Raw genomic sequence first — 26382 nt, forward strand, 5'->3', positions numbered from 1 at the left:
TTTATTTTTCAGGCGTCGGGTCAGATAATAAATTCGTGCAGCGCAGCGTCTTTACGATCGAGATAATGGGTTGAACGGATACGGCGGATGGTGCGGGATTTACCACGGATCAGCAGGGTTTCGGTGGTCGCCATATTGCCCTGACGGCTGATGCCTTCCAGCAAATCGCCCTTAGTGATGCCGGTTGCCGAGAAGATCACATTATCATTGCGCGCCATATCATCGAGCTTCAGAACTTTGCCCGCTTCGATGCCCATCGCTTTACAGCGCGCCAACTCCTCTTCGCCCATGCGGCGGTTTTCCGGCGTATCGCCTTTCACGTCATGACGCGCCAGTAAACGGCCCTGCATGTCACCATCCAGCGCACGGATCACCGCGGCCGAAATCACGCCTTCCGGTGCGCCGCCGATGCCGTACAACACATCGACTTCACTCTCCGGCATACAGGTCAGTATGGTTGCGGCGACGTCGCCGTCCGGGAAAGCAAATACGCGGACACCGGCGGCGAGCATTTCACGGATTGCTTCATCGTGACGCGGTTTTGCCAGCACGGCGACGGTCAGGTCGGTCAGCGGTTTGTTTAGCGCGTTGGCAATGTTTGCCAGATTTTCCGCCAGCGTCAGATCCAGATTAATCGCACCTTTGGCACCAGGGCCGACGGCGATTTTTTCCATGTACATGTCAGGCGCATTCAGAAATGAGCCCTGATCACCTACCGCCAACACTGCCAGTGCGTTGGACTGGCCCATCGCCGTCATGCGCGTGCCTTCAATCGGGTCAACCGCGATATCCACCGCGTCGCCGTTGCCGGTACCGACTTTTTCACCGATGTACAGCATCGGCGCTTCATCAATTTCCCCTTCGCCAATCACGATGGTGCCATCGATATCGACTTTGTTGAGCATGATGCGCATCGCCTGAACGGCGGCGTTGTCGGCGAGGTTTTTGTCGCCACGGCCTAGCCACTTATAACCGGCAAGCGCGGCCGCTTCGGTCACACGGGAGAACTCGATTGCTAATTCACGTTTCATTGGAAAGCCTGTAGAAAGAAAAAAAGAGGTCGGTGAGCTATGGCTCATCTGTGCGAGGATTTTAGCACAGTGGGAAAGAGGCATAAAAAAACTCCCCAGACGGGGAGTTTCAGAAAGGGTACTGGCGTTCAAACCTGACAATTATTCGTCGTGATCTTCCCATGAACGAACGCGGGCGACGGCTTTCTGCCAGCCTTTGTATCGAACATTACGTTCTGTCGTTTCAATACTTGGGCGGAATTCACGTTCGATGGTGGCTTTGCTGCGCACTTCGTCCAGATCGTTCCAAAAACCGACGGCCAGACCGGCAAGGAAGGCTGAACCCAGCGCGGTAACTTCCAGAACGGCAGGGCGTTCAACGCGTGTGCCAAGAATGTCTGACTGGAATTGCATCAGGAAGTTGTTGGCGACTGCGCCGCCGTCCACGCGCAAGGATTGCAGGCGGGTGCCTGAATCAGCCTGCATCGCGTCGAGCACGTCGCGGGTCTGGTAAGCGATGGATTCCAGCGTTGCACGGATGATGTGGTTGCTGTTCGCGCCACGGCTCAGGCCGAAGATCGCGCCACGGGCATACGGGTCCCAGTAAGGCGCGCCGAGGCCGGTGAAGGCAGGCACCACGTAAACGCCGTTGGTGTCTTTCACTTTGCTGGCGAAATATTCGGAGTCTGTCGCGTCGCTGATCAGTTTCAGCTCGTCACGCAGCCACTGAATGGAGGCACCGCCGACGAAGACCGCACCTTCCAGCGCATAGTTCACCTCGCCACGCGGACCGCAGGCGATGGTGGTCAGCAGGCCATTTTTCGATGTCACGGCTTCTGTACCGGTATTCATCAGCAAGAAGCAGCCGGTACCGTAGGTATTTTTCGCCATACCCGGTTGTACGCACAGCTGGCCATACAGCGCAGCCTGCTGGTCACCAGCAATACCGGCGATTGGAATACGCGTACCGCCTTTACCACCAATGTTGGTCTGGCCGTAAATTTCAGAAGAAGGACGGACTTCCGGCAGCATGGCGCGCGGGATATCCAGCACTTCCAGCATGCGTTCGTCCCATTCCAGATTATGAATGTTGAACATCATGGTACGAGAGGCGTTCGTGTAATCGGTAACGTGAACGCGTCCCTGAGTCATTTTCCATACCAGCCAGGTATCGACAGTACCGAACAGCAATTCGCCGCGGGCAGCGCGTTCGCGGGAGCCTTCAACGTTGTCGAGGATCCATTTTAGTTTGGTACCGGAGAAGTACGGGTCAACCACCAGGCCGGTGTTGTGACGGATGTACTCTTCCATCCCATCTTTCTTCAGCTTTTCACAGATATCAGCAGTACGGCGGCATTGCCATACGATCGCGTTGTAAATAGGCTTGCCGGTTTCTTTTTCCCAAACGATGGTGGTTTCACGCTGGTTGGTGATACCGATACCGGCGATCTGGTCTGAATTGATGTCGGCTTTCGCCAGCACTTCTACCAATACTGAGCTTTGCGATGACCAGATTTCCATTGGGTCGTGTTCTACCCAGCCGGATTTCGGGTAGATCTGGGTGAATTCGCGCTGCGAAACGCTGACGATGTTGGCATCGTGATCCAGAACCACGGCGCGTGAGCTGGTCGTACCCTGGTCGAGCGCGACGATATATTTTTTTTCGTGAGTCGTATCTGCTGACATAATTTTCATCCTGCGAATAAGTAAGCTATGGAACAGTTTAGCCGATCAGGCCTTACGCTGTTTGGTAGGCTGCTGTGCCTTGTCTTCCGCAATATTGTTAATCTGATGCGGCAGATGGCGGCTAATCAGAGCTTTATAGCCTGCGGCACCCAGTATAGCGCCCAGTAACGGACCAAAAATCGGTACCAGGAAGTAAGGGATATCACGTGCGCCAGTGAAGGCCACTTTGCCCCAGCCCGCAAAGAAAGCGAACAGTTTTGGACCGAAGTCACGTGCCGGGTTCAGGGCGAAGCCGGTGAGTGGGCCCATGGATGCACCGATGACCGCAATCAGAATACCGATCAGCAGCGGAGCCAGCGGGCCACGCGGAAGACCGTTACCGTCGTCGGTCAGGCCGAGGATCAGTGCCATCAGAACAGCGGTGATCACCGTTTCAACCAGGAAGGCCTGAAGCACGCTGATGTGTGGGTTTGGATAGGTCGAGAAAATACCGGCCAGATCCAGACTTTCCACACTGCCGCGCACCATGTTGTGGCTTTGCTCGAAATCGAAGAACAGGTTGTAGTAAAGGCCGTAAACCAGTGCCGCTGCGCAGAAGGCGCCTGCGACTTGCGCGATGATGTAAGGCAGAACTTTGCGTCCTTCAAAGTTCGCGAACAAACATAATGCGACGGTTACAGCCGGGTTCAGATGTGCGCCCGAAATCGCGGCGGTCAGGTAAATGGCCATTGCCACACCGAATCCCCAGACGATACTGATTTCCCACTGGCCAAAGGATGCTCCGGCAAGTTTCAGCGCAGCAACACAGCCTGCGCCAAAGAAAATGATAAGCCCGGTACCCAGAAACTCAGCGATGCACTGACCTTTTAATGTGGAACTCATGGTTTGGCTCATAGTTTGATCCTGCTAAGGATGATGTTAATGGTTAGTTATAGTTTTTCTGTCTTGCGTACGTGAACGTAATCGGATTTTGCCGTTCATCATTAAATGAGAACGTAATGTGAATTTATCGTTAACGAGCATAAACGAGAAATAGCGAAATCAATATTTGTGTGTTGTGTCATAAAAATGAGCGATTTCGCGTGTTCAAAGGTCATGCTGACGGGTAAAAAGTCCACGCCGTGACACCTTAGCGAAGGCGTTTCCACTCAGCGCGCATGTCAGCGCGGCGCTCAGAGTATTCGGTATTCGGTGACATTTCTGGTGAGTGCCTCTGCTTTTTAAGCATTTCCTGATACCCGGCCCGTTAAAATTGCAACAGACTGCGTGCAGAAAGGGGTTCTTGCTAGACAGGGCATGGCTGGCTACATACAATCACCCGTTAAGACACCCGCCGGTTTTGAAGGGTTCAGACGTTTTTCTGGTTTGAATTTGTTATAAAAATCGACGGAGTGCAGGAATTTTTGAGCCGTGTCCGGACGATGCGGCAGAACATAAGATGTGCGCCTTGCGAACATAAGGGGACCGAAAAATGTCATTTGAAGTATTTGAGAAACTAGAAGCTAAAGTTCAGCAAGCGATCGATACCATTACTCTGTTGCAGATGGAAATCGAAGAACTGAAAGAGCAGAACAACACTCTGTCTCATGAAGTTCAGCAGGCGAGTGGTAATCACGAGTCGCTGGTGCGTGAAAATGCGCAACTGAAAGAAGAACAACACGTGTGGCAGGATCGTCTGCGTGCACTGTTGGGAAAAATGGAAGAAGTCTGAGGACTTCGGCCGTTGCGCTTGATTTTTAAGCATAAAAAAGGACGCTCAGGCGTCCTTTTTTGTCGCTGAAAGCAAAGGTTATTCGATATCGAGCGGGTCTTCGGACAGGATGATACCGGTGTTATCGGCATACAGATGGTCACCGGAGAAGAAGGTGACGCCGCCGAAATTGACACGAATGTCGCTTTCGCCGATCCCTTCACTGCCTGCGCCTGCCGGGATCGCTGCCATGGCCTGAATGCCAATATCGAGCTCTTCCAGATCGTCCACCTGACGAACCGCACCGTAAATCAAAATGCCTTCCCATTCGTTTTGCAGTGCCTGACGTGCCAGACCTGCATCGAGCAATGCACGACGAACAGAACCCCCGCCATCGACCACCAGCACACGGCCACGGCCATTTTCTTCCAGCAGGTCATAAAGCAAGCCATTGTCTTCGAAACACTTCACTGTCGTGATTTGCCCGCCAAATGAAGTACGCCCGCCAAAGTTGGAGAACAGGGGTTCGACAACATTCACTTCTTCATGGTAGATATCGCAAAGTTCGGAAGTATCGTATTTCATAGGATTTCATCTGGTTGCTGCATGAGTGTTCAGTATATCCCTTTACCGCGGATGTTGGCAAAATCATCAATTGTTAAATGCGAAAAGCAGTGTGATTAGCGCACGCCCGGCCACTTTTCATCAATTGAGTAACAGACCCACCGCAAACAATACGTTAGTCAGTAACGCGGCTTTAACCATGTGCTCCAGCAGAGGGCGAACTTCCAGCGACGTTTTGGCGTGATTCACGCGCTTGATGTGGACAGCCAGCATTGGCAGCGCAAGAAGGAATAGCCAGCCGGTCCAGTGGTGCAGGTGAATGGCAGAGAATATTGCCAGACACAGCGTTGCCGCGCTGAGAATGATGGTGTGATAGCGGCGGGCATTTACCGGCCCAAGGCGTACAGCCAGCGTATTCTTGCCGTTGGCGCTGTCGGTTTCGATATCGCGCAAATTGTTGATGTTGAGCACTGCAGTCGACAGCAAACCGGTCGCCGTGGCCGGCAGCATCACGATCCAGTCGAAATATCCCGCCTGTAAATAGAACGTCCCTGCTACGCTGATCCAGCCGAAGAAAATCAGTACCGAGATATCCCCGAGGCCCATATAACCGTAAGGACGTGTGCCGACGGTGTAAGTGATCGCCGCGCCAATCGACAGCAGGCCGAGGATGAGGAAACCGACCACATCGCTCGGCTTGTGACACGCCACGGCGATGAGCGCGATGCCGCAGACGATTGTCAGTGCGATGGTCAGCATAATGGCGCGTTTCATCTGTGCGGCCGTAATCATCCCTTTTTGCATCCCGCGCAACGGCCCGACGCGATCCGGCGTATCACTGCCTTTTTCTGCATCGCCATAATCATTCGCCAGATTTGACAGAATTTGCAGACACCCGGCAGTGAGCAGCGCCAGCAGGGCCGTCAGCGGATGAAAAACGCCTTGCAGGCTGGCAATTGCCGAACCCATGACGATAGAGGCAAAAGCCAGAGGCAACGTTTTAGGACGCAGGCTTTCGAGCCAGGCGCGGGCGGGCGTCGTCGGAGTGCAGGGAGTCATAGTGCTCATAGTGGATTCGCTCAGGTGAACAAGTCAGTCCGAAATCTAAAAAAACAGGGAGGCAAACGCCTCCCTGAAGATCACTTTCGGAACGTATGAGCAAATTATAAGATGAAACGGCTCAGATCTTCATCAGCTACCAGCTGATCAAGGTGGCTTCTAACATAATCTGCATCAATGTTTATGGAAATACCGCTGCTTTCGCTGGCGTCGTAAGAGATATCTTCCATCAGACGCTCCAGAACGGTATGCAGACGACGCGCACCAATGTTCTCGGTGGTTTCGTTTACCTGCCATGCCGCTTCAGCGATACGACGGATGCCGTCAGCGGTAAAATCAATCGTCACACCTTCGGTCGCCATCAATGCTTTGTACTGATGAGTCAGGGAGGCACTTGGCTCGGTCAGGATGCGTTCGAAGTCTTCCGTCGACAGCGCCTGCAGTTCCACACGGATCGGCAGACGACCCTGCAATTCTGGGATTAGATCGGACGGGCTTGCTGTCTGGAAAGCACCGGAGGCAATAAACAGAATGTGATCTGTTTTCACCATGCCGTGCTTGGTGGAAACCGTACAACCCTCCACCAGCGGCAGCAGATCGCGCTGAACACCTTCGCGGGATACATCAGGGCCTGAGCTCTGTCCGCCGCGTTTACAGATTTTGTCGATTTCATCGATGAACACGATACCGTGCTGCTCAACAGCTTCAATCGCCTGTTCTTTCAGGTCTTCCGGATTCACCAGTTTCGCCGCTTCTTCTTCGATCAGCAGCTTGTAGGCTTCTTTGATTTTCAGTTTACGCGGTTTCTGTTTTTGCCCGGCCATGTTCTGGAACATAGACTGCAGCTGGTTGGTCATTTCTTCCATGCCCGGAGGGGACATAATTTCTACGCCCATCGGACCGGAAGCCAGACTGATTTCGATTTCTTTGTCGTCGAGCTGACCTTCACGCAGTTTTTTGCGGAAGTTTTGGCGCGCGGCAGAAGGTTCCTGCGCTTCGTCCGGCTGGCCCCAGTTGTTTTTGGCAGGCGGGATCAGGACATCAAGAATGCGCTCTTCGGCCAGTTCTTCGGCGCGATAACGGTTTTTGTCGATGGATTGCAGACGGATCATTTTCACGGCGGAATCAGTCAGATCGCGGATAATAGAATCCACTTCTTTCCCGACGTAACCGACTTCGGTGAATTTCGTTGCTTCAACTTTGATAAACGGCGCATTTGCCAGTTTCGCCAGACGGCGTGCGATTTCGGTTTTACCCACACCGGTCGGACCGATCATCAGAATGTTTTTCGGGGTGACTTCATGGCGCAGCGCTTCGTCGAGCTGCATGCGGCGCCAGCGGTTACGCAACGCAATGGCCACGGCGCGTTTCGCTTTGTCCTGGCCAATGATGTAGCTGTCTAGTTCGCTGACGATCTCGCGCGGGGTCATCTCAGACATAATTTTCGATCCTTACGCTTTAGAAGACAATTCTTCGATGGTGTGGAATTGGTTGGTGTAGATGCAGATGTCACCGGCGATGCTCAGCGATTTTTCGACGATATCACGCGCGCCCAGCTCGGAGTTTTCCAGCAGCGCGCGGGCAGCAGCCTGTGCATAAGGTCCACCGGAACCAATCGCTATCAGATCGTTTTCGGGCTGAATCACGTCACCGTTTCCGCTGATAATCAGCGAGGCATTTTCATCGGCGACCGCCAGCAGCGCTTCCAGACGACGTAGCATACGGTCGGTACGCCAGTCTTTCGCCAGTTCCACGGCAGCTTTCACCAGATGACCCTGGTGCATTTCCAGTTTGCGCTCGAACAGCTCAAACAGCGTGAAGGCATCAGCGGTACCGCCGGCAAAGCCCGCGATCACTTTATCGTTATACAGGCGACGTACTTTTTTGACGTTGCCTTTCATGACGGTATTTCCCAATGTGGCCTGACCATCACCACCGATAACGACCTTGCCGTTGCGGCGTACACTTACAATTGTTGTCACGAGCGGTTCCTCGTTGCAGACGGGAAAGATCCCCGCAGGCTTGTGGGACACGCTGTGTGTCTCACAAGCTTACGGGGCATATTGAAAGTATAGATTGGGGAAGGATTACGGGTTTTCAACCCCCGGTTGCGAGGGGAATGCAACCGGAGATGCCTGCGTTCTTCAGGCGGGCTAAGGTGCTGTCAGCACCTGAACGATTGTTATACGGGCCGATCACGACGCGATTCCAGCCACCGCCGGTGGTGATGCGGCCTTCAAAACCTTCGAAGGCCAGCTTGGCGCGCTGGGATTCTGCCTGTTCGGTACCGTGGAATGAGCCGCACTGAACCATAAAGCGCTGGGTTTTTTCCTGCTCTTTTGGCTTCTCGGGCGCAACCTGCGTGATAGCGGCCGGTTGCTGCGTTTTAGGCTGTTCCTTCGGTTGCTCTTTCACAGTTTCTTTCGGCACCGGTTTTGGCTTCGGCTGCACCGGTTGCGTCTGGACCTGAGCCTGGGGCGCGCGTACTGGCTGTGTCTGCGGCGTATACGTTGGCTGCTGCTGTACCTGACGAGGCTGGGTTTGCACCTGCGGCTGTGTATAGGTCGGCTGCTGCTGTTGTACCTGACGCTGCACTGGCGCGGTGCGTGTGGCCTGATTCGGATCGTTATAAGGGACTTCAGACAGCTGCGTTGGCGTCTGGCGCATATCGGCCTGCATTTGCTCAAGCAGCTGGCGCTGTTCCGGCGTCAGTTGTGTTTTAGATTCGACCTGACCGCCCGCCGTCGGTTCCGTCGGCGTGGTCACGCCCATCTGACGATTTTCAAGTTCTTTAATATAGCGCCAGCGTTCTTCCGGTTTAGGCGGCAAGCCGTTACCTGGACGAACAGGATGCGTTGGCACGACGACGGCTTCTTCGTGCTTATTGTGAGCAATAAAATAGAGGCCACCGACAAACACCACCAGCACCGCAACGGCTAACACCACCATGGTTTTGGAGATCGTTGTGGAATTGCGTTTTTTACTCCGGCTGGTACTTTTCCGCCGCGCTCCTGAGCGCCCACGGCTTACATAGTCTTTCTGTGCCACTATCGTTTCGCTGTGTCGTGATGATTAAAGAAGAAGTGCGTCATGTTACTTAACCCTGAACATTTACTGAAATTAAAACTTCATGATTGGATAAAAAACAACTCACGCTTTGGGTGCCGCAGTACTTTCACGAACCACCAGTTCGCTATCAAGCAGCAGTGAACCGTTTTGTCCCAGATTACCTTGTAGCTGTTCAAGTAATAATAACATGGCCTGACGACCAAGCTGGAATCTGGGCTGCGCCACGGTCGTCAGCGGAGGATCAGTGAACTGGCTGGCTTTGATGTCATCGAAGCCGACAATCGACAGATCTTTCGGAATATTCAGTCCCATTTTTTTTGCCTGGAACATCGCGCCAATCGCCATCACGTCGTTATGACAGAAAATTGCCGTTGGCGGCTTGGGCAGTGACATCAGCTCAATAACTGCTTGTGCGCCTGATTCATAGCTAAAATCGCCATGCACGGTCAGCGCACTTTCGACGCTCATGCCATTACGGCGCAGCGCCTGTACGTAGCCCTGTGAGCGATACTGACAAAGCGGCATGTGTTTCGGGCCTGCAATGCAGGCAATACGCTGATGCCCGAGCTTAAGCAGATAATGTACGGCTTCGAAGGCGGCGGTCAGGTTGTCGATATGTACGGTCGGCAGCTCGAGTTCCGGGGCAAATTCGTTGGCCATCACCATCGGTGGCAAATTACGCTGTTCTTCTTTGCTGGCGTCGAACGGTAAATCGGAGCCGAGCAGCAGCATGCCGTCAATTTGCTTAGTGATGATCAGATTGATGAAGGTTTTTTCCTGCTGGTTCTGATGAGCGCAGTCGCCGATCAGTACCAGATAGCCACTTTTCGCCGCCGTATGCTCGATCCCCTGGATCAGATCCGCGAAAAACGGATCGCAGATGTCCGGGACGATCACCAGAATCGTACGTGATTCGTTGCGTTTTAAATTGCGCGACATGGCATGAGGGGAATAACCCACAGCCATGACTGCCTGATCCACTTTTTGACGGGTGGAGGCGGAAACTTTTTCCGGATTCATTAACGCGCGGGATACCGTTGCTGTTGAAACGCCTGCCTGTTCAGCCACATCTTTCATTGTCGCGGCGGGTAATTCTTTCTTGTGCTCCAACGCATCTCTCCTTGCAACTGCATCAAACGGACACGACAACATCAACATTCCTCACCTGCTACACCTGCGTGCTGTGTAGCTCATCACATTCTAAACAGAATGTGAGTAGGATTTGTTACCTAATTTGCATTAAAAGTGTGACGCAGATGCTTTTTTTCGATCCATCACGCAGAAATCCCACGCTTTTATGTGGATTAGCTGTCGATGGGATCCACATCCAGCGTCCATTTCACCTTTCTGGCCTGCGGAAGGCTGGCGATAAGCGGCTGAGAACTCTTGATCAACTGCTGTAACACGCGGCGGGAAGGATGCTGCAATAATAGCTGCCAGCGGAAGCGGCCATTGCGTTTAGCTGCGAGTGCGGGAACGGGGCCTAAAATCCACAGTGAATCATCTCTCAGCGGGCTGGATTCCAGCAGGTTACGTAACTGCTGGAGGAAGAGCGGGGCCTGCTGATTATCGTGATCTTCAGAGCGGATCAGAATGTGGCTGGTGTATGGCGGTAAAAAGACGCTTTTGCGCTCGGCGAGCGTTTGCCGGGCAAATTCTTCATAACCTTTTTGCAGCAGAACCTGCAACAGCGGGTGTTCCGGGTGGTGGGTTTGCAATACCACTTCACCCTGTTTGCCGGCACGTCCGGCGCGACCAGATACTTGCGTATACAGCTGAGCAAAACGCTCAGCTGAGCGGAAATCTGCCGAGAACAGTGCGCCATCGACGTCGAGTAACGACACCAGCGTAACGTCCGGGAAATGGTGGCCTTTCGCCAGCATTTGCGTCCCGATAAGAATACGCGCGCCGCCGCGGTGGATTTCGTTCAGATGCAGTTCCAGCGAGCCCTTACGGCTGGTGGTATCGCGGTCGATGCGGGTAATCGGCGTATCGGGGAACAGCGGCGCGAGTTCGTTTTCCAGCTGTTCTGTGCCAACGCCGACGGAAACCAGTTGCGTCGAGCCGCAGTGCGGACACTGATGCGGCACTGCGCGCTGGCTGTCGCAGTGGTGGCAGCGTAACTGACGCTGGTTCTGATGAATAGTGTAATAGTGGTCGCAGCGCTGGCATTCGGCGATCCATCCGCATTCATGGCACAGCAGGGCCGGTGCGTAGCCACGGCGGTTGAGAAACAACATCACCTGATTATCCGCTTTCAGATGTTCGTGCATCTTCTGGATAAGCGGCTGCGACAACCCGACTTTTAGCTGTAATCCCTTCAGATCGAGTAGATTCTGCCGGGCGAGCTTAGCGTTACCGGCACGTTTGGTCAGCTTCAGCTGGCGATATTTTCCCAGCTCAACGTTATGCAGCGTTTCCAGCGCGGGTGTTGCCGAACCCATGATAATCGGGATGTTTTCCGCGTGAGCGCGGTACACTGCCAGATCGCGGGCGTGATAGCGCCAGCCTTCCTGTTGCTTATAAGAGCTGTCGTGTTCTTCATCAATGATGATCACGCCGAGGCGGGCAAACGGCGTAAACAGTGAAGAACGCGTGCCGATCACAATACCCGCTTCACCATTGCGGGCGCGCAGCCAGACGGCGAGACGTTCGCTGTCATTGAGGCCGGAATGCAGGACATCCACCGGCGCGCTGAAACGTTCGCGAAAGCGGGCGATAGTCTGCGGCGTCAGCCCGATTTCAGGCACCATCACCAGCGCCTGCCGTCCCTGTTCGAGAATGTTCTCCAGCACGCTGAGATACACTTCTGTCTTGCCTGAACCGGTCACACCGGCCAGCAGCCAGGCGGAGAATTGCTGATCTTCACTGCGGATCGCCCCGACGGCGGTGGCCTGTTCAGTGTTCAGGCGTAAACGCTCGCCGACAACCGAAAAATCTTTTCGCCAGTCTGCTGCGTCGGGCGCGATGCTGCGCAAATCCGTCATCCCTTTTGCCCGCAGAGCCTGCAAAGCTGTGTCGGTAAGATCAAGGTCGGCGACCTGATGGCGATAAACCGGTTTTTGCATCAGTGCGGCCATGGCCTGCTGCTGTTTTGGTGCGCGTTTAAGCGAATCCAGCGGCGTCGCGCGCCCCTGCTCGGTGGCAAACCACTGCCAAAGCGGTGTCAGCTCGGCGGGTTTCCCCTGACGCAGCAACACCGGAAGCGCGTGGAATAGCACTTCGCCAATCGGGAAATGGTAATAGTCGGCGGCCCAGAACAGAATGCGCCATAAATCGGGGGTAAAAAGACTGGTGCGGTCGAGCACGTCGCGTACAGGCTTTAACTTCTCAAGGCCAAACTCGCTGGTCTCACTGATTCTGGTCACAATACCAATTGCATCGCGTTTACCAAAAGGCACACTGACCCGACAACCCTGCGTCACCTGCATTCCTGGCGGCAGTAAATAATCGAAAGTGCGGGCAAGCGGAACAGGCAAAGCAACGTGGGCAACAGGCATCGGGGGTCCAGACTTTAAAAAAATGACGAGATAGTGTACACTGTGTCCTTCGAAATGCATGAACATCATTGCGCGGTTATCAGAGATTCTGTATGATTCGCCGCCTTTAGTGCATTTCGTACTAAAGCCTATCATCCACTACGCGTGGTGTCTGACGGAACAGGGTTGGATAGCGACGCGGCCTTAAGAAGAGGTTTTCCCATGAAACAAGGTATTCACCCTAAATACGTAGAAATTACTGCAAACTGCTCATGCGGTAATGTTATCAAAACTCACTCAACTGTGGGTCACGACCTGAACCTGGACGTTTGTGGCGAATGCCACCCGTTCTATACTGGTAAGCAACGTGAAGTCGCTACCGGTGGCCGTGTTGACCGCTTTAACAAGCGTTTCAGCGTGCCAAGCAGCAAGTAATATTGCTGGCTTGAGAGCAAAAAAAGGCGCCGATGGCGCCTTTTTTGTTGCCTGTCGTTTTACTTCCCGCCAGACAAATCTTCCCGATCACACCCTGCTTCACTCATCCGATACGCTGAAACCCGCACAATCGTCCGCACGGGATATTCAGGCCGTTATCAGTGAATCAATATTCCCAGGTATCAGGATCCACACCCAGTTCACGCATCAGGATCTTCGCCGCTTCCGGGATTTCATCACTGCGCTCTTTACGCAGGTCTTCGTCATTCGGCAAAGGCTGACCGGTAAAGGCGTGCAGGAAAGCCTCACACAATAATTCACTGTTGGTCGCATGACGCAGGTTGTTGACCTGACGACGGGTGCGTTCATCGGTGAGAATTTTGAGGACTTTCAACGGAATAGATACCGTAATTTTCTTAACTTGTTCGCTTTTCTTACCGTGTTCAGCGTAAGGGCTGACATATTCGCCGTTCCACTCAGCCATGGGACACCTTAAATTTATCAAAAAATAAAATTCTGAAAACCCGGCGATTATGCCCGATTTTCACTGTTCTCACTAAGTAAATGTCCGTATTTAACAGGGTTATCTCACGATTTACCCCTGGGCATTGTTCATTTTGTCGCCTGACGCAGGGTTGTGTTCAGTGGCCTGTGCGTCTGCGATCAGCCAGACATTCTCATAACGCCATAATTTTAGCGGGTATTGGGCCGTTGCTCAATCTATACGCAAAGAAGTTTAGATGTCCAGATGTATTGACGTCTATAACTCCGGGCGCTACTCTTTACGTCCTCACCCTTCGCATATTGCAGGAAGAAAAGACTATGACGCATAAGCAAGCCACCATTGCCGTGGGCAGTGGCCTGAACAATGATCAGCAATATGGTTGTGTAGTTCCGCCCATCGCGCTTTCCAGCACCTATAACTTTGAAGATTTTAATCAGCCAAGAGCCCACGATTATTCACGCCGCGGAAACCCGACGCGTGATATCGCTCAGCGTGCACTGGCGGATCTTGAAGGCGGCGCGGGCGCGGTACTGACCAGCAGTGGCATGTCTGCGATTCATCTGGTGTGTACGGTCTTTCTGAAACCTGGCGATTTACTGCTGGCTCCGCACGACTGCTATGGCGGCAGCTACCGTTTGTTCGACAGCCTGAGCAAGCGCGGCGCGTATCGGGTGCGGTTTGTCGATCAGGGCGATCCGCAGGCGCTGGCTGAGGCGCTGAAGGAAAAACCGGCGCTGGTGCTGATCGAAACCCCAAGTAATCCGCTGCTGCGTGTGGTGGATATTCAGGCGATTTGCGCGGCTTCTCATGAAGCGGGTGCGCTGACGGTGGTTGATAACACCTTCCTCAGCCCTGCATTGCAAAACCCGTTGCAGCTCGGCGCGGATTTAGTTGTTCATTCTTGTACTAAATATCTTAACGGCCATTCTGATGTGGTCGCCGGTACGGTAATATCTAAGACCGCTGAACATGCGACTGAACTGGCCTGGTGGGCAAATAACATCGGCGTCACCGCCGCCGCCTTCGACAGCTATCTGTTGCTGCGCGGTCTGCGCACGTTAACGGTTCGCGTGAAACAGCAGCAGGAAAATGCACTGGCGATTGTTGCTTATTTACAACAGCAATCGCAGGTCAAAAAGCTGTATCATCCGTCGCTGCCGGAAAACCAGGGGCATGAAATTGCCCGCCGTCAGCAACGTGGCTTTGGCGCCATGATCAGTTTTGAATTTAACGGTGATGAAGCGCAGTTGCGTCATTTCCTGAAAGAATTGAAGTTATTTACCCTCGCAGAATCCTTGGGAGGTGTCGAAAGCCTGATTTCTCATACCGCCACCATGACACACGCCGGTATGGCGCCTGAGGCGCGTAAAGCCGCCGGGATTTCTGACAGCTTGCTCCGTATTTCTGTAGGTCTTGAAGACAGTGAAGATTTGATTGCTGATCTGGAACACGCATTCCAGTCAGTGGCAACGAGGTAAGTATGAATGCAATAGCGGTCGCAGCACCGGCGGGAAGCCGGCAGTTGCACAAATTTGGTGGTAGCAGTCTGGCTGACGTGAAATGTTATCTGCGCGTCGCAGGCATTATGTCCGAGTACGCGAAACCGGGCGACATGATGGTCGTGTCGGCGGCGGGCAGCACGACGAACCAGCTGATCAGCTGGTTGAAATTGAGCCAGACCGACAGGATTTCCGCGCATCAGGTCCAGCAGACACTGCGCCGCTATCAGAGTGATTTGATTTCCGGTCTGCTACCGCCGGAAATGGCCGAACCGCTTATTGCTTCCTTTATTCACGATCTTGAACGTCTGGCCGTGCTGCTTGACGGCAAGATAACCGACGCGATTTATGCGGAAGTGGTCGGGCACGGCGAAATCTGGTCGGCCCGCCTGATGTCGGCGGTACTGTGCAAACTGGAGCTTCCGGCAGCCTGGCTGGATGCACGCGAATTCCTGCGTGCCGAACGCGCTGCGCAACCGCAGGTGGATGAAGGCCGTTCTTATCCGCTGCTGCAACAACTACTCGCACAACATCCTCAGCAATATTTGGTAGTGACCGGATTTATCTCGCGTAATGACGCGGGCGAAACCGTGCTGCTTGGCCGTAACGGCAGCGACTATTCCGCTACCCAGATCGGCGCACTGGCCGATGCCAGCCGCGTGACCATCTGGAGCGACGTTGCCGGTGTGTACAGCGCTGACCCGCGTAAAGTGAAAGATGCGTGTTTGCTGCCGTTGCTGCGTCTGGATGAAGCCAGTGAACTGGCGCGTCTGGCCGCCCCCGTTCTGCACACCCGTACTTTACAACCGGTCTCCGGCAGTGATATCGATTTACAGCTGCGTTGCAGTTATCAGCCGGAGCAGGGCTCGACGCGCATTGAGCGCGTGCTGGCGTCTGGTACTGGCGCGAAAATTGTCACCAGTCACGATGATATTTGTCTGATCGAAGTGGCGATCCCGTCCGGTCACGATTTCGGTCTGGCACAGAAAGATGTCGAGCTATTGCTCAAGCGCGCGCAGGTCAAACCGTTGTGCACCGGTGTGCATCCTGACCGGAATCTGCTGCAACTTTGCTACACCTCCGAGGTTGCAGGCAGTGCATTGCAGGTGCTGGAAGAAGCGGCACTGCCGGGGCGTCTGACGCTGCGTGAAGGGCTGGCACTGGTGGCGCTGGTCGGTGCGGGCGTGTGTAAAAACCCGCTGCACAGCCACCGTTTCTATCAGGAAATGAAAGATCAGCCGGTTGAGTTTATCTGGCAGGCAGAAGATGGCATCAGCCTGGTCGCAGTTCTGCGCATCGGACCGACGGCGCACCTGATTCAGGGGCTGCACAAAACGCTGTTCCGTGCTGAAAAACAAATCGGCCTGATGCTGTTTGGTAAAGGTAATATCGGTTCGCGCTGGCTGGAATTGTTTGCCCGCGAGCAAAAGAACATTTCCGCCCGCAGCGGCTTTGAGTTTGTGCTGGCGGGCGTGGTCGACAGTAAACGCAGCCTGCTCAATTACGACGGGTTGGACGCCAGCCGCGCGCTAGCTTTCTTCGATGACGAATCGCAGGCGCACGACGAAGAGTCGCTATTCCTGTGGATGCGTGCCCATCCTTACGACGATCTGGTGGTGCTGGATGTGACCGCCAGCGCCGAACTGGCCGATCAGTATCTGGATTTCGCCAGCTACGGTTTCCACGTGATCAGCGCCAACAAACTGGCGGGCGCGTCTGACAGCAATAAATACCGTCAGATCCGCGATGCGTTTTCTAAAACCGACAGCCACTGGCTGTATAACGCCACCGTCGGCGCCGGTTTACCGGTTAATCATACGGTGCGTGATTTGCGCGAAAGTGGCGACAGCATTCTGGCGATCAGCGGAATTTTCTCCGGCACGTTATCCTGGCTGTTCCTGCAATTTGACGGCACGCTGCCGTTCACCGAACTGGTCGATCTGGCGTGGCAGCAGGGGCTGACGGAGCCGGATCCGCGCGATGATTTATCGGGTCAGGACGTCATGCGCAAGCTGGTGATTCTGGCGCGTGAGGCGGGTTATGACATCGAACCGACTCAGGTTCGTGTGGAATCGCTGGTGCCGCCAGCTTGCACGACCGGTTCTGTTGATCAGTTCTTTGAAGACGGCGAGGCGCTGAACCAGCAAATGTTGCAGCGTCTGGAAGCGGCCCGGGAAATGGGGCTGGTGCTGCGCTACGTGGCGCGTTTCGATGCCAATGGCAAAGCGCGTGTCGGCGTTGAAGCGGTGCGTGAAGACCATCCTCTGGCGTCTTTGCTGCCGTGCGACAACGTCTTTGCTATCGAAAGCCGCTGGTATCGCGACAATCCGCTGGTTATCCGCGGGCCGGGTGCCGGACGTGACGTTACCGCAGGTGCGTTACAGTCAGACCTTAACCGCCTGACGCAACTTCTGTAATCCTTTGCAGCTTCCCCTCCCGGGAGGGGAAGCAGTGAAAAACCTCCACTTTTCCACATCTTCCCCACAGCACCTTTTCACCAAAGTGAAATTCTTTCAGTTTGCGTGAAGATTAATCATCCTCTGCCATCATTTTAACGTTGACACCTCGTCCGCTTTCCGTCATTTTCTATCTATACGTTTAGACGTCCAAACGTCTATCATAACGAACCATAATAAAAACGCAGTGATCCATGAGGTAGTGTTTATGAGCTTTTTCCACGCAAACCAGCGCGAAGCGCTGAATCAAAATCTGGCAGAGTTGCAGGGTCAGATTAACGTTTCTTTCGAGTTTTTCCCGCCGCGTACCAGCGAGATGGAAGAAACGTTGTGGAGCTCTATCGACCGTCTGAGCAGTCTCAAACCTAAGTTTGTTTCCGTCACCTATGGCGCGAACTCCGGCGAGCGCGACCGCACGCACAGCATCATCAAAGGCATCAAAGAGCGTACAGGTCTGGAAGCAGCCCCGCACCTGACCTGTATCGATGCTAATCGCGACGAACTGCGCCAGATTGCACAGGATTACTGGCAGAGCGGCATCCGTCACATTGTGGCGCTGCGCGGCGATTTGCCTGCGGGCAGTGGCAAACCTGAAATGTACGCGACCGATCTGGTGCATCTGCTGAAAGAAGTCGGCGATTTCGATATTTCCGTCGCCGCTTACCCGGAAGTTCACCCGGAAGCGAAAAGCGCGCAGGCAGATCTCATTAACCTGAAGCGTAAAATTGATGCCGGTGCTAATCGCGCCATTACACAATTTTTCTTCGACGTGGAAAGCTACCTGCGTTTCCGCGACCGCTGCGCCGGTCAGGGGATTGATGTGGAAATCGTGCCGGGCATTCTGCCAGTCTCGAACTTCAAACAGCTGACCCGTTTTGCGACCATGACTAACGTTCGCGTACCGCACTGGATGAACAGTATGTTTGAAGGGCTGGATGATGACGCCGAGACCCGCAAAATGGTCGGTGCCAACATCGCGATGGACATGGTGAAAATCCTCAGCCGTGAAGGCGTGAAGGATTTCCACTTCTATACCCTGAACCGTGCAGAAATGAGTTATGCGATTTGCCATACGCTGGGCGTTCGCCCTGAAATCGCCGTCCCCGTTCGTGCCTGATTCATTGCATCAAAAAGGCTGAAAACAAAAAACCCGCGAAGTCGCGGGTTTTTGCTTTAAAGCGTTCAGGCCAGACTAGCCAGTATTGCGCATACCCGCCGCCACGCCGGCAATCGTCACCATCAGTGCCTGTTCAATATTGGCATCCTGCTTGCCGTCTTTTTCCAGTTCGCGTGAACGGTGCAGCAGTTCAGCCTGCAGGACGTTCAGCGGATCGGTGTAGACGTTACGCAGTGCGATGGATTCAGCAATCCACGGTAAATCTTCCATCAGATGATCGTCGTTGGAAATCGCCAGAATGACTTTGATGTCGCTGGCCAGCTGATCGCGTAGTTGCTGACCGAGCGGCCACAGTTCTTTCTCCACCAGGCGGTGATCGTAGTATTCCGCCAGCCACAGGTCGGCTTTGGCAAACACCATTTCCAGCATCCCGATGCGGGTGGAGAAGAATGGCCAGTCGCGGCACATGGTTTCCAGCTCGTCACGCTTCCCATCATCCACCACGGCCTGCAAACCGGCACCCGCACCAAGCCAGGCAGGCAGCATCAGACGGTTTTGCGTCCATGCGAAGATCCACGGAATAGCGCGAAGGCTTTCGACGCCGCCGCTGGCTTTACGTTTTGCAGGGCGCGAACCCAGCGGAAGCTTAGCCAGTTCCTGTTCCGGCGTTGCGGCGCGGAAGTAAGGCACGAAATCTTTGTTCTCGCGGATGTAACCACGGTACATCTTGCAGGATACGTCAGACAGCTGCTCCATAATGTCCACCCAGGCTTTTTTCGGCTCAGGCGGCGGCAACAGGTTGGCTTCCAGAATGGCGGAGGTGTAAAGCGCCAGACTGCTGATGGTCACTTCTGGCAGACCAAACTTGAAGCGGATCATCTCGCCCTGTTCGGTCACGCGCAAACCACCTTTCAGGCTGCCCGGAGGCTGAGATAGTAACGCCGCCTGTGCCGGAGCGCCGCCACGGCCGATAGAACCGCCGCGTCCGTGGAACAGTGTGAGCGCAATACCCGCTTTCTCACAGGTTTTGATCAGTGCATCCTGCGCGCGATACTGCGCCCATGATGCCGCCATCACGCCCGCGTCTTTTGCGGAGTCGGAATAGCCAATCATCACCATCTGTTTGCCCTGAATGAAACCGCGATACCAGTCGATGCTCAGCAACTGCTTCATCACGTCGTCGGCATTGTTCAGGTCGTCCAGCGTTTCGAACAGCGGCGCGACCGGCATCGGGAACGGGCAACCCGCTTCTTTGAGCAACAGATGCACAGCCAGCACGTCAGACGGTGTGCGTGCCATAGAAATCACATAGGCGGCGATAGAGCCTTCCGGTGCTTCCGCGATGACCTGACAGGTATCCAGTACTTCTTTGGTGTCAGCGCTCGGTTCCCAGTGACGTGGAACCAGCGGACGCTGAGAATTAAGTTCGCGGATCAGGAACGCCTGCTTGTCAGATTCAGACCAGTTTTCGTAATCCCCCAGCCCCAGATAGCGGGTGATTTCTGCAATGGCGTCGGTGTGACGGGTACTTTCCTGACGCACGTCGATACGCACTAACGGCACGCCGAAACAGCGTACACGACGCAGGGTATCGAGCAACTGACCGTTGGCGATGATGCCCATGTTGCAGGCCTGCAAAGATTGATAGCAGGCGTACAGCGGTGCCCATAGCTGGTCATTTTTCACCAGTAAATCATGTGGACGGGTCACGCGTTCGCCTTTCAGGCGCGCTTCCAGATAGACCTGGGTAGAGGTCAGCTGCGTGCGCAACTGTTTCATGATTTCACGGTACGGCTCGATGATGTCGGCGCCACCAGCCAGCTCGCGCAACTCAGGCGTACATTCAGTCATCGACAGTTCGGACACCAGCACCGCGATATCACGCAGGAACAGATCGGTCGCTTTCCAGCGGCTCAGCAACAGCACGTGACGGGTGATATCCGCGGTCACATTCGGGTTACCGTCGCGATCCCCCCCCATCCAGGAAGTGAAGCGAACCGGTACTGCTTCCACCGGCATCTTGTAATCCAGCGAGGTTTCCAGCTGTTCATTCAGTTCGCGCAGGAAAGCCGGAACGCCTTCCCAGAGGCTGTTTTCAACGACCGCAAAACCCCATTTGGCTTCATCCACCGGAGAAGGGCGGTTTTTGCGGATTTCATCGGTATGCCATGACTGCGCGATCAACTGGCGCAGGCGGCGCATAATTTGTTTGCGTTCGTAATCGGCCAGATCGTTATGGTCGAGCTGCTTGAGGCAGTTATTCACTTCGACCAGTTTATGGATAAGCGTCCGGCGGGCGATTTCGGTCGGGTGCGCGGTCAGGACCAGTTCGATGGAAAGCTGGTCAACGGCGTCACGCAGTTGCTGATCAGAGAGATTTTTGGATTTCAGACGTTCGAACAACAACGCCAGCGCTTCAGGATTGCTGGCTGCTTCACCGTGCGGCGAAATGCTGTGATATTGCTCTGCCACGTTGGCTAAATTCAGAAACTGGCTGAATGCGCGGGCAACCGGTAACAGCTCGTCATTCGACAGATTTTGCAGCGTTGACAGTAATTCCTGACGATCCGCTTCGTTTCCGGCGCGGGAGGATTTCGACAGTTTACGAATTTGCTCAACACGATCGAGGATATGTTCTCCCAACGTATCTTTAATCGTATCGCCCAGCAGTTTACCTAACGTACTGACATTACTTCGCATTGCGGAATATTGTTCGTTCATATCACCTCTGACCCGTTCTCTCGTTTAATTTTTATATTCTGTAAATAACTTTCACCCGTCAGGCACTCTTGCCCCGTTCACCCTGCCAACCTGGCCACACTTTTCAAAAGCAGCCCCTGTTTTAACCCAAAAAGCCCCGATCACTCACGTGAAAAATGGTCTTTTTAGCAATGTCGCTGAAATTTAATTACAACCGCGACGATATCAGTTTGGCTAATCCACTTTTGCGAACTCGTTTTGTACAGTAGCAAAGGGCGCCCCGGAGCGCCCTGATTGTTTCTTCATCAACCCTGATTCAGGATCAGTGATAACAGAAGTGATGCACAACCTGAGATATAAGCTCGCGAGTCGGTTTAATGAACGCGGTATCAATATATTCATCTGGCTGATGCGCCTGATCGATAGAACCGGGGCCAAGCACCAGCGTCGGGCACAGTTCCTGAATAAACGGCGCTTCAGTGCAGTAGTTAACGATTTCCGTTTCCACACCCAGCAATTTCTCAACCACCTGAACCAGCGCGTGATCCGGCGGGCATTCATAGCCTGGGATCGGCGGATGCAGTTCTTCAATCACGATGCGCCCTGGCCAGCGCTGACTCACCGGCTCCAGCGCTTCATTGAGCAGACCATTGATTTCCGACAGTGTCAGACCCGGAAGCGGGCGGATATCCATATGCAGTTCACAACAGGCGCAGATGCGGTTTGGCGCATCGCCGCCGTTGATATGACCAAAGTTCATGGTCGGATACGGGATCACGAAACCACTGTGGTTGTATCGGGTTTTCAACGTATTGCGCAGGGTCATTAAATGGGTAATCGACTCATGCATCAGCTCAATGGCGTTCACGCCGCGCGAGGGATCGCTTGAGTGACCGGACTGACCGGTGATGCGGATGGCGTTCGATAAATGACCTTTGTGCGCACGAACCGGCTTCAGCGAGGTCGGTTCTCCGATGATCGCGCAGTCAGGGCGGATTGTAGCGTTTTTGGAAAAATAGCTGGCACCGGCCATGGTAGTTTCTTCATCGGCGGTCGCCAAGATATACAGCGGTTTAGTCAGTTTAGTCAGATCGACGTCACGCAGTGAATCGAGGATAAAGGCGAAGAAACCTTTCATATCGGCAGTACCCAAACCGTAGAGCTTATTTTCGTGCTCGGTGAGGGTGAAAGGATCGCGTGTCCAGCGTCCATCGTCGAACGGAACGGTGTCAGTATGACCGGCTAACAGCAAACCACCCGCACCTTCGCCAGTGCTGGCTAACATATTGAATTTGTTTCGGGTTCCCGGCACGGGCTGCACTTCTACTTTAAAACCCAAATCACCAAACCAGCCTGCCAGTAAGTTGATTAGCGTTTCATTGCTCTGATCCAACGCGCTGTCTGTTGCGCTGATGGAAGGGGTTGCGATTAACACCCGATAGAGCTCAATAAAAGGAGGTAATTTCATCTTCACTGTTGACAGCCTTTAGTTAGGGTAGTATTCATATTCATGCAATAATTGTGAATAAAAATACAATAAGCCAGCGCGTAAGGAAACCGGAAAAATTCCGGTAAGGTAAAACGACACGGCTGAATCTCGCGGGTGAGCGGCGTACAACGCGGTGACCACCTGTTACCTGTTGAAGTCCCTGTATCGCAAAGCCATACAGATAAGTTGAGAAGGTGAACAGACCCTATGTTGAATACGCTGATTGTTGGTGCCACAGGTTATGCCGGAGCTGAACTCGCTGCTTACCTGAATCGCCACCCACATATGAACATAACCGGTTTAACGGTTTCAGCGCAAAGTGCAGATGCAGGAAAGTTGCTTTCTGATTTGCATCCTCAATTAAAAGGTATTGTCGATCTGCCTGTTTTGCCGCTGACGGATGTTGCCGAAGCTGCAAAAGGCGTCGATGTCGTGTTTCTCGCGACCGCGCATGAAGTCAGCCACGATTTGGCTCCGCAGTTTCTGGCGGCGGGCTGTGTAGTGTTTGATTTGTCCGGTGCGTTCCGTGTAAGCAAACCTGAGTTTTATACCGAATTTTACGGTTTTGAGCATCAGCACCTCGATCTGCTGGATAAAGCCGTGTACGGCCTCGCCGAATGGCAGGCGGATAAACTGAAAAATGCCGAGCTTATCGCCGTGCCGGGTTGTTACCCGACTGCGTCACAGCTGGCGCTCAAACCGCTCATCGAAAACGGATTGCTCAATGACAGCCAGTGGCCGGTGATCAACGCCACCAGCGGCGTCAGCGGCGCAGGGCGTAAAGCCACATTGGGCAACAGCTTCTGTGAAGTTAGCCTGCAACCTTACAAACTCTTCAGCCATCGTCATGAACCTGAAATCGCTGAGCACCTCGGTGTGCCCGTGATTTTCACGCCGCATCTGGGCAACTTCCCGCGCGGTATCCTGGCAACCATCACCTGTCGTTTGAAAGCGGGCGTGACGGAGCAGGACGTGGCGGAAGCCTTCCACAATGCGTATCACGACAAACCGCTGGTGCGCTTGTATACCCAAGGTGTACCGGCGCTGAAAGACGTGGTCGGGCTGCCGTTCTGCGATATCGGTTTTGCCGTGAAAGGTGAGCATCTGATTGTGGTGGCGACGGAAGATAACGTGCTGAAAGGCGCGTCGGCACAGGCGGTACAGTGTATGAATATCCGCTTTGGCTTCCCGGAAACGCAATCACTGCTTTAACAATCATTCAGATTGTCAGCAAACAGAAAACAACCGTCCCTGAGCGTTTATTCAGATGCGCAGGGATGTTAGATTAAATTAAACATATTGTTATTCATTAACATAAACAATCGGTCGAGGCGCAAACAGCTATGAATCCGTTAGTCATCAAATTGGGTGGAGTGTTGCTGGATAATGAAGAAGCGCTTGAGCGCCTGTTCATGGCGGTCGTCGCTTATCGTCAGGAATATCAGCGCCCGCTGGTGATCGTCCACGGTGGCGGCTGCCTGGTTGATGAGCTGATGAAAAAGCTGAATCTGCCCGTCGTTAAGAAAGCTGGCCTGCGTGTCACGCCTGCCGACCAGATTGACATCATTACCGGCGCACTCGCCGGCAGTGCCAACAAAACTCTGCTGGCATGGGCTGTCAAAAATCATATCAACGCAGTCGGCCTGTCACTGGCAGACGGCGGCTCGGTCAGCGTAACGCAACTGAGCGAAGTATTGGGCAACGTCGGCAAAGCCGAAGCGGGTAACCCGGCGCTGATTAATACCCTGACCGGTGCAGGCTACCTGCCGATCGTCAGCTCTATCGGGATCACCGCAGCGGGTGAATTAATGAACGTGAACGCCGATCAGGCCGCGACCGCTCTGGCCGCCACGCTGGGCGCAGATCTGATTCTGCTTTCCGACGTCAGCGGTATTCTCGACGGCAAAGGTCAGCGCATTCCGCAAATGAGCGCGGAAAGGGCTGAACAATTGATCGACCAGGGCATTATTACTGACGGCATGATCGTCAAAGTGCACGCCGCGCTGGACGCCGCACGTGCGCTCGGACGTCCGGTGGATATCGCCAGCTGGCGTCACGCCGAGCAATTGCCAGCACTCTTTAACGGCGTCGCGATCGGGACACGTATTCTGGCGTAGCACACCTTTCGACAGGTTTAAGACCTGCCGCGCATTCGGTATACACTTTTCAAGGGCGCGGCATAGTGCGCCCTTTTGCATAAAAATTTCAGGAGCGGGAAAATGGCACTTTGGGGCGGACGTTTTACTCAGGCGGCGGATCAGCGGTTTAAAGAACTCAATGACTCACTGCGTTTCGATTACCGGCTGGCAGAGCAAGATATCATCGGTTCGGTGGCATGGTCGAAAGCGCTGGTCACCGTCAATGTACTCACGGCTGACGAGCAGATTGAGCTGGAAGGTGCGCTGAACGTACTGCTGGAAGAGGTCCGTGCGAATCCCCGCGCTATTTTAGCCAGCGACGCAGAAGATATTCACAGCTGGGTCGAAGGCAAACTGATCGACAAAGTCGGTAACCTCGGCAAAAAACTGCACACTGGCCGCAGCCGTAACGATCAGGTCGCGACTGACCTCAAACTGTGGTGTAAGGCGCAGGTGATTGAACTTGGCGATGCGTTGCATCATCTTCAACAGGCGCTGGTTGCGACTGCTGAAGCTAATCAGGACGCAGTTATGCCGGGTTATACCCATCTTCAACGTGCCCAGCCGGTGACCTTTGCTCACTGGTGCATGGCTTATGTGGAGATGCTGGCGCGTGACGAAAGCCGTCTGAAAGATACCCTTACCCGTCTGGACGTCAGCCCGCTGGGTTGTGGCGCACTGGCCGGTACAGCCTATCCGATGGACCGCGAGCAGCTGGCGGGCTGGTTAGGTTTCGCGTCTGCAACCCGCAACAGTCTCGACAGCGTTTCCGACCGGGACCACGTGCTGGAACTACTGTCTGACGCCGCCATCAGCATGGTTCACCTTTCTCGTTTCGCCGAAGATCTGATTTTCTTCAACACCGGCGAAGCGGCGTTTATCGACCTGTCTGACCGCGTGACTTCCGGCTCTTCCCTGATGCCACAGAAGAAAAATCCGGACGCACTGGAGCTTATCCGTGGCAAATGTGGCCGCGTGCAGGGCGCACTGACCGGCATGATGATGACCATGAAAGGCTTGCCGCTGGCCTACAACAAGGACATGCAGGAAGACAAAGAAGGGTTGTTCGACGCGCTCGACACCTGGATGGATTGCCTTAACATGGCGGCGCTGGTGCTCGATGGCATACAGGTGAAACGTCCGCGTGCGAAAGAAGCTGCGCAGCAGGGCTACGCTAACTCCACCGAGCTGGCGGATTATCTGGTTGCTAAAGGTGTCCCGTTCCGTGAAGCGCACCATATTGTGGGTGAAGCGGTAGTGGAAGCGATCACTCAGGGTAAAGCGCTGGAAGCGTTGTCTTTGCAAGATTTGCAGAAATTCAGCAGCGTGATTGGCGATGATGTTTATCCGATCCTCGAGCTGCAATCCTGCCTCGACAAACGCGCAGCCAAAGGCGGCGTGTCTCCTCAGCAGGTTGCACTGGCAATTGCCGATGCGAAGACGCGTTTAGCGCTGTAAGTCTTTGCGTTTCTCCCCCTGGTAAGGG

General features: G+C 54.1%; 21 protein-coding genes. 8 read left to right on the forward strand and 13 right to left on the reverse strand.

Going from position 1 to position 26382, the window contains the following annotated elements:
* Positions 1 to 20: 20 nt before the first annotated feature.
* The 3 genes from glpX to GE278_00530 form a co-directional block, all read right to left on the reverse strand.
* Positions 21 to 1031 carry a class II fructose-bisphosphatase gene (gene glpX / locus GE278_00520; GenBank protein QLK59359.1) on the reverse strand — a complete coding sequence of 337 codons (1011 nt, stop codon included), beginning with the start codon at positions 1029 to 1031 and terminating at the stop codon, positions 21 to 23.
* 141 nt (positions 1032 to 1172) lie between these two features.
* The gene (gene glpK / locus GE278_00525; protein ID QLK59360.1) at positions 1173 to 2696 is read right to left on the reverse strand and encodes a glycerol kinase GlpK; all 1524 of its coding nucleotides are present in this window, start codon (positions 2694 to 2696) and stop codon (positions 1173 to 1175) included.
* Positions 2697 to 2741: 45 nt separating this feature from the next.
* Entirely contained in the window at positions 2742 to 3590 is an 849-nt protein-coding gene (locus GE278_00530; protein ID QLK59361.1) for an MIP family channel protein, read from the reverse strand.
* Between the two features lie 577 nt (positions 3591 to 4167).
* Here GE278_00530 and zapB point away from each other — a divergent pair.
* Complete coding sequence (gene zapB, locus GE278_00535; GenBank protein ID QLK59362.1) at positions 4168 to 4407, forward strand: cell division protein ZapB; 240 nt, start codon at positions 4168 to 4170, stop codon at positions 4405 to 4407.
* 78 nt (positions 4408 to 4485) lie between these two features.
* On the opposite strand, the gene rraA is transcribed toward zapB, so the two are convergent.
* The 7 genes from rraA to priA form a co-directional block, all read right to left on the reverse strand.
* Positions 4486 to 4971, reverse strand: a complete 486-nt coding sequence (rraA, locus tag GE278_00540) for a ribonuclease E activity regulator RraA (protein QLK59363.1) — start codon at positions 4969 to 4971, stop codon at positions 4486 to 4488.
* A gap of 120 nt (positions 4972 to 5091) precedes the next feature.
* Complete coding sequence (locus GE278_00545) at positions 5092 to 6018, reverse strand: 1,4-dihydroxy-2-naphthoate polyprenyltransferase (GenBank protein QLK59364.1); 927 nt, start codon at positions 6016 to 6018, stop codon at positions 5092 to 5094.
* Between the two features lie 95 nt (positions 6019 to 6113).
* On the reverse strand, positions 6114 to 7448 hold the full coding sequence (gene hslU, locus GE278_00550) for an HslU--HslV peptidase ATPase subunit (protein QLK59365.1): 1335 nt from the start codon (positions 7446 to 7448) through the stop codon (positions 6114 to 6116).
* A gap of 12 nt (positions 7449 to 7460) precedes the next feature.
* A complete protein-coding gene (gene hslV / locus GE278_00555) occupies positions 7461 to 7991 on the reverse strand; it encodes an ATP-dependent protease subunit HslV (protein ID QLK59366.1) in 531 nt (176 codons plus the stop codon).
* Between the two features lie 115 nt (positions 7992 to 8106).
* The gene (gene ftsN / locus GE278_00560) at positions 8107 to 9057 is read right to left on the reverse strand and encodes a cell division protein FtsN (GenBank protein ID QLK59367.1); all 951 of its coding nucleotides are present in this window, start codon (positions 9055 to 9057) and stop codon (positions 8107 to 8109) included.
* Positions 9058 to 9159: 102 nt separating this feature from the next.
* The gene (gene cytR, locus GE278_00565) at positions 9160 to 10188 is read right to left on the reverse strand and encodes a DNA-binding transcriptional regulator CytR (protein QLK59368.1); all 1029 of its coding nucleotides are present in this window, start codon (positions 10186 to 10188) and stop codon (positions 9160 to 9162) included.
* 194 nt (positions 10189 to 10382) lie between these two features.
* Positions 10383 to 12578 (reverse strand): primosomal protein N', encoded by a 2196-nt coding sequence (gene priA / locus GE278_00570; GenBank protein ID QLK59369.1) that lies wholly within the window; start codon positions 12576 to 12578, stop codon positions 10383 to 10385.
* A 201-nt stretch (positions 12579 to 12779) separates the two neighbouring features.
* Here priA and rpmE point away from each other — a divergent pair, with 201 nt between their 5' ends.
* The gene (rpmE, locus tag GE278_00575) at positions 12780 to 12992 is read left to right on the forward strand and encodes a 50S ribosomal protein L31 (GenBank protein QLK59370.1); all 213 of its coding nucleotides are present in this window, start codon (positions 12780 to 12782) and stop codon (positions 12990 to 12992) included.
* A 166-nt stretch (positions 12993 to 13158) separates the two neighbouring features.
* Here rpmE and metJ read toward each other — a convergent pair whose 3' ends face one another.
* The gene (gene metJ, locus GE278_00580) at positions 13159 to 13476 is read right to left on the reverse strand and encodes a met regulon transcriptional regulator MetJ (GenBank protein QLK59371.1); all 318 of its coding nucleotides are present in this window, start codon (positions 13474 to 13476) and stop codon (positions 13159 to 13161) included.
* Between the two features lie 338 nt (positions 13477 to 13814).
* On the opposite strand from metJ, the gene metB reads away from it, so the two are divergent.
* From metB to metF, 3 genes are all read left to right on the forward strand, one after another.
* Positions 13815 to 14975, forward strand: coding sequence for a cystathionine gamma-synthase (gene metB, locus GE278_00585; GenBank protein QLK59372.1), 1161 nt, complete (start codon positions 13815 to 13817; stop codon positions 14973 to 14975).
* 2 nt (positions 14976 to 14977) lie between these two features.
* Positions 14978 to 17413 carry an aspartate kinase gene (locus GE278_00590; protein ID QLK59373.1) on the forward strand — a complete coding sequence of 812 codons (2436 nt, stop codon included), beginning with the start codon at positions 14978 to 14980 and terminating at the stop codon, positions 17411 to 17413.
* Positions 17414 to 17660: 247 nt separating this feature from the next.
* Entirely contained in the window at positions 17661 to 18569 is a 909-nt protein-coding gene (gene metF / locus GE278_00595) for a methylenetetrahydrofolate reductase (protein QLK59374.1), read from the forward strand.
* A 75-nt stretch (positions 18570 to 18644) separates the two neighbouring features.
* Here metF and GE278_00600 read toward each other — a convergent pair whose 3' ends face one another.
* Together GE278_00600 and argE are read right to left on the reverse strand one after the other, a co-directional pair.
* Positions 18645 to 21290 (reverse strand): phosphoenolpyruvate carboxylase, encoded by a 2646-nt coding sequence (locus tag GE278_00600; GenBank protein ID QLK59375.1) that lies wholly within the window; start codon positions 21288 to 21290, stop codon positions 18645 to 18647.
* 301 nt (positions 21291 to 21591) lie between these two features.
* On the reverse strand, positions 21592 to 22743 hold the full coding sequence (gene argE, locus GE278_00605) for an acetylornithine deacetylase (protein QLK59376.1): 1152 nt from the start codon (positions 22741 to 22743) through the stop codon (positions 21592 to 21594).
* A 222-nt stretch (positions 22744 to 22965) separates the two neighbouring features.
* Between argE and argC the strand changes: the two genes are divergently transcribed.
* The 3 genes from argC (at position 22966) to argH (ending at position 26354) form a co-directional block, all read left to right on the forward strand.
* Positions 22966 to 23970, forward strand: coding sequence for an N-acetyl-gamma-glutamyl-phosphate reductase (gene argC, locus GE278_00610; GenBank protein ID QLK59377.1), 1005 nt, complete (start codon positions 22966 to 22968; stop codon positions 23968 to 23970).
* A gap of 131 nt (positions 23971 to 24101) precedes the next feature.
* Positions 24102 to 24875: an acetylglutamate kinase gene (gene argB / locus GE278_00615; protein QLK59378.1), complete on the forward strand. Its 774-nt coding sequence runs from the start codon at positions 24102 to 24104 to the stop codon at positions 24873 to 24875.
* Between the two features lie 102 nt (positions 24876 to 24977).
* Complete coding sequence (gene argH / locus GE278_00620; GenBank protein QLK59379.1) at positions 24978 to 26354, forward strand: argininosuccinate lyase; 1377 nt, start codon at positions 24978 to 24980, stop codon at positions 26352 to 26354.
* Positions 26355 to 26382 lie beyond the last annotated feature (28 nt).

This window comes from Enterobacteriaceae bacterium Kacie_13 (genome assembly GCA_013457415.1).
Lineage (GTDB): Bacteria > Pseudomonadota > Gammaproteobacteria > Enterobacterales > Enterobacteriaceae > Rahnella.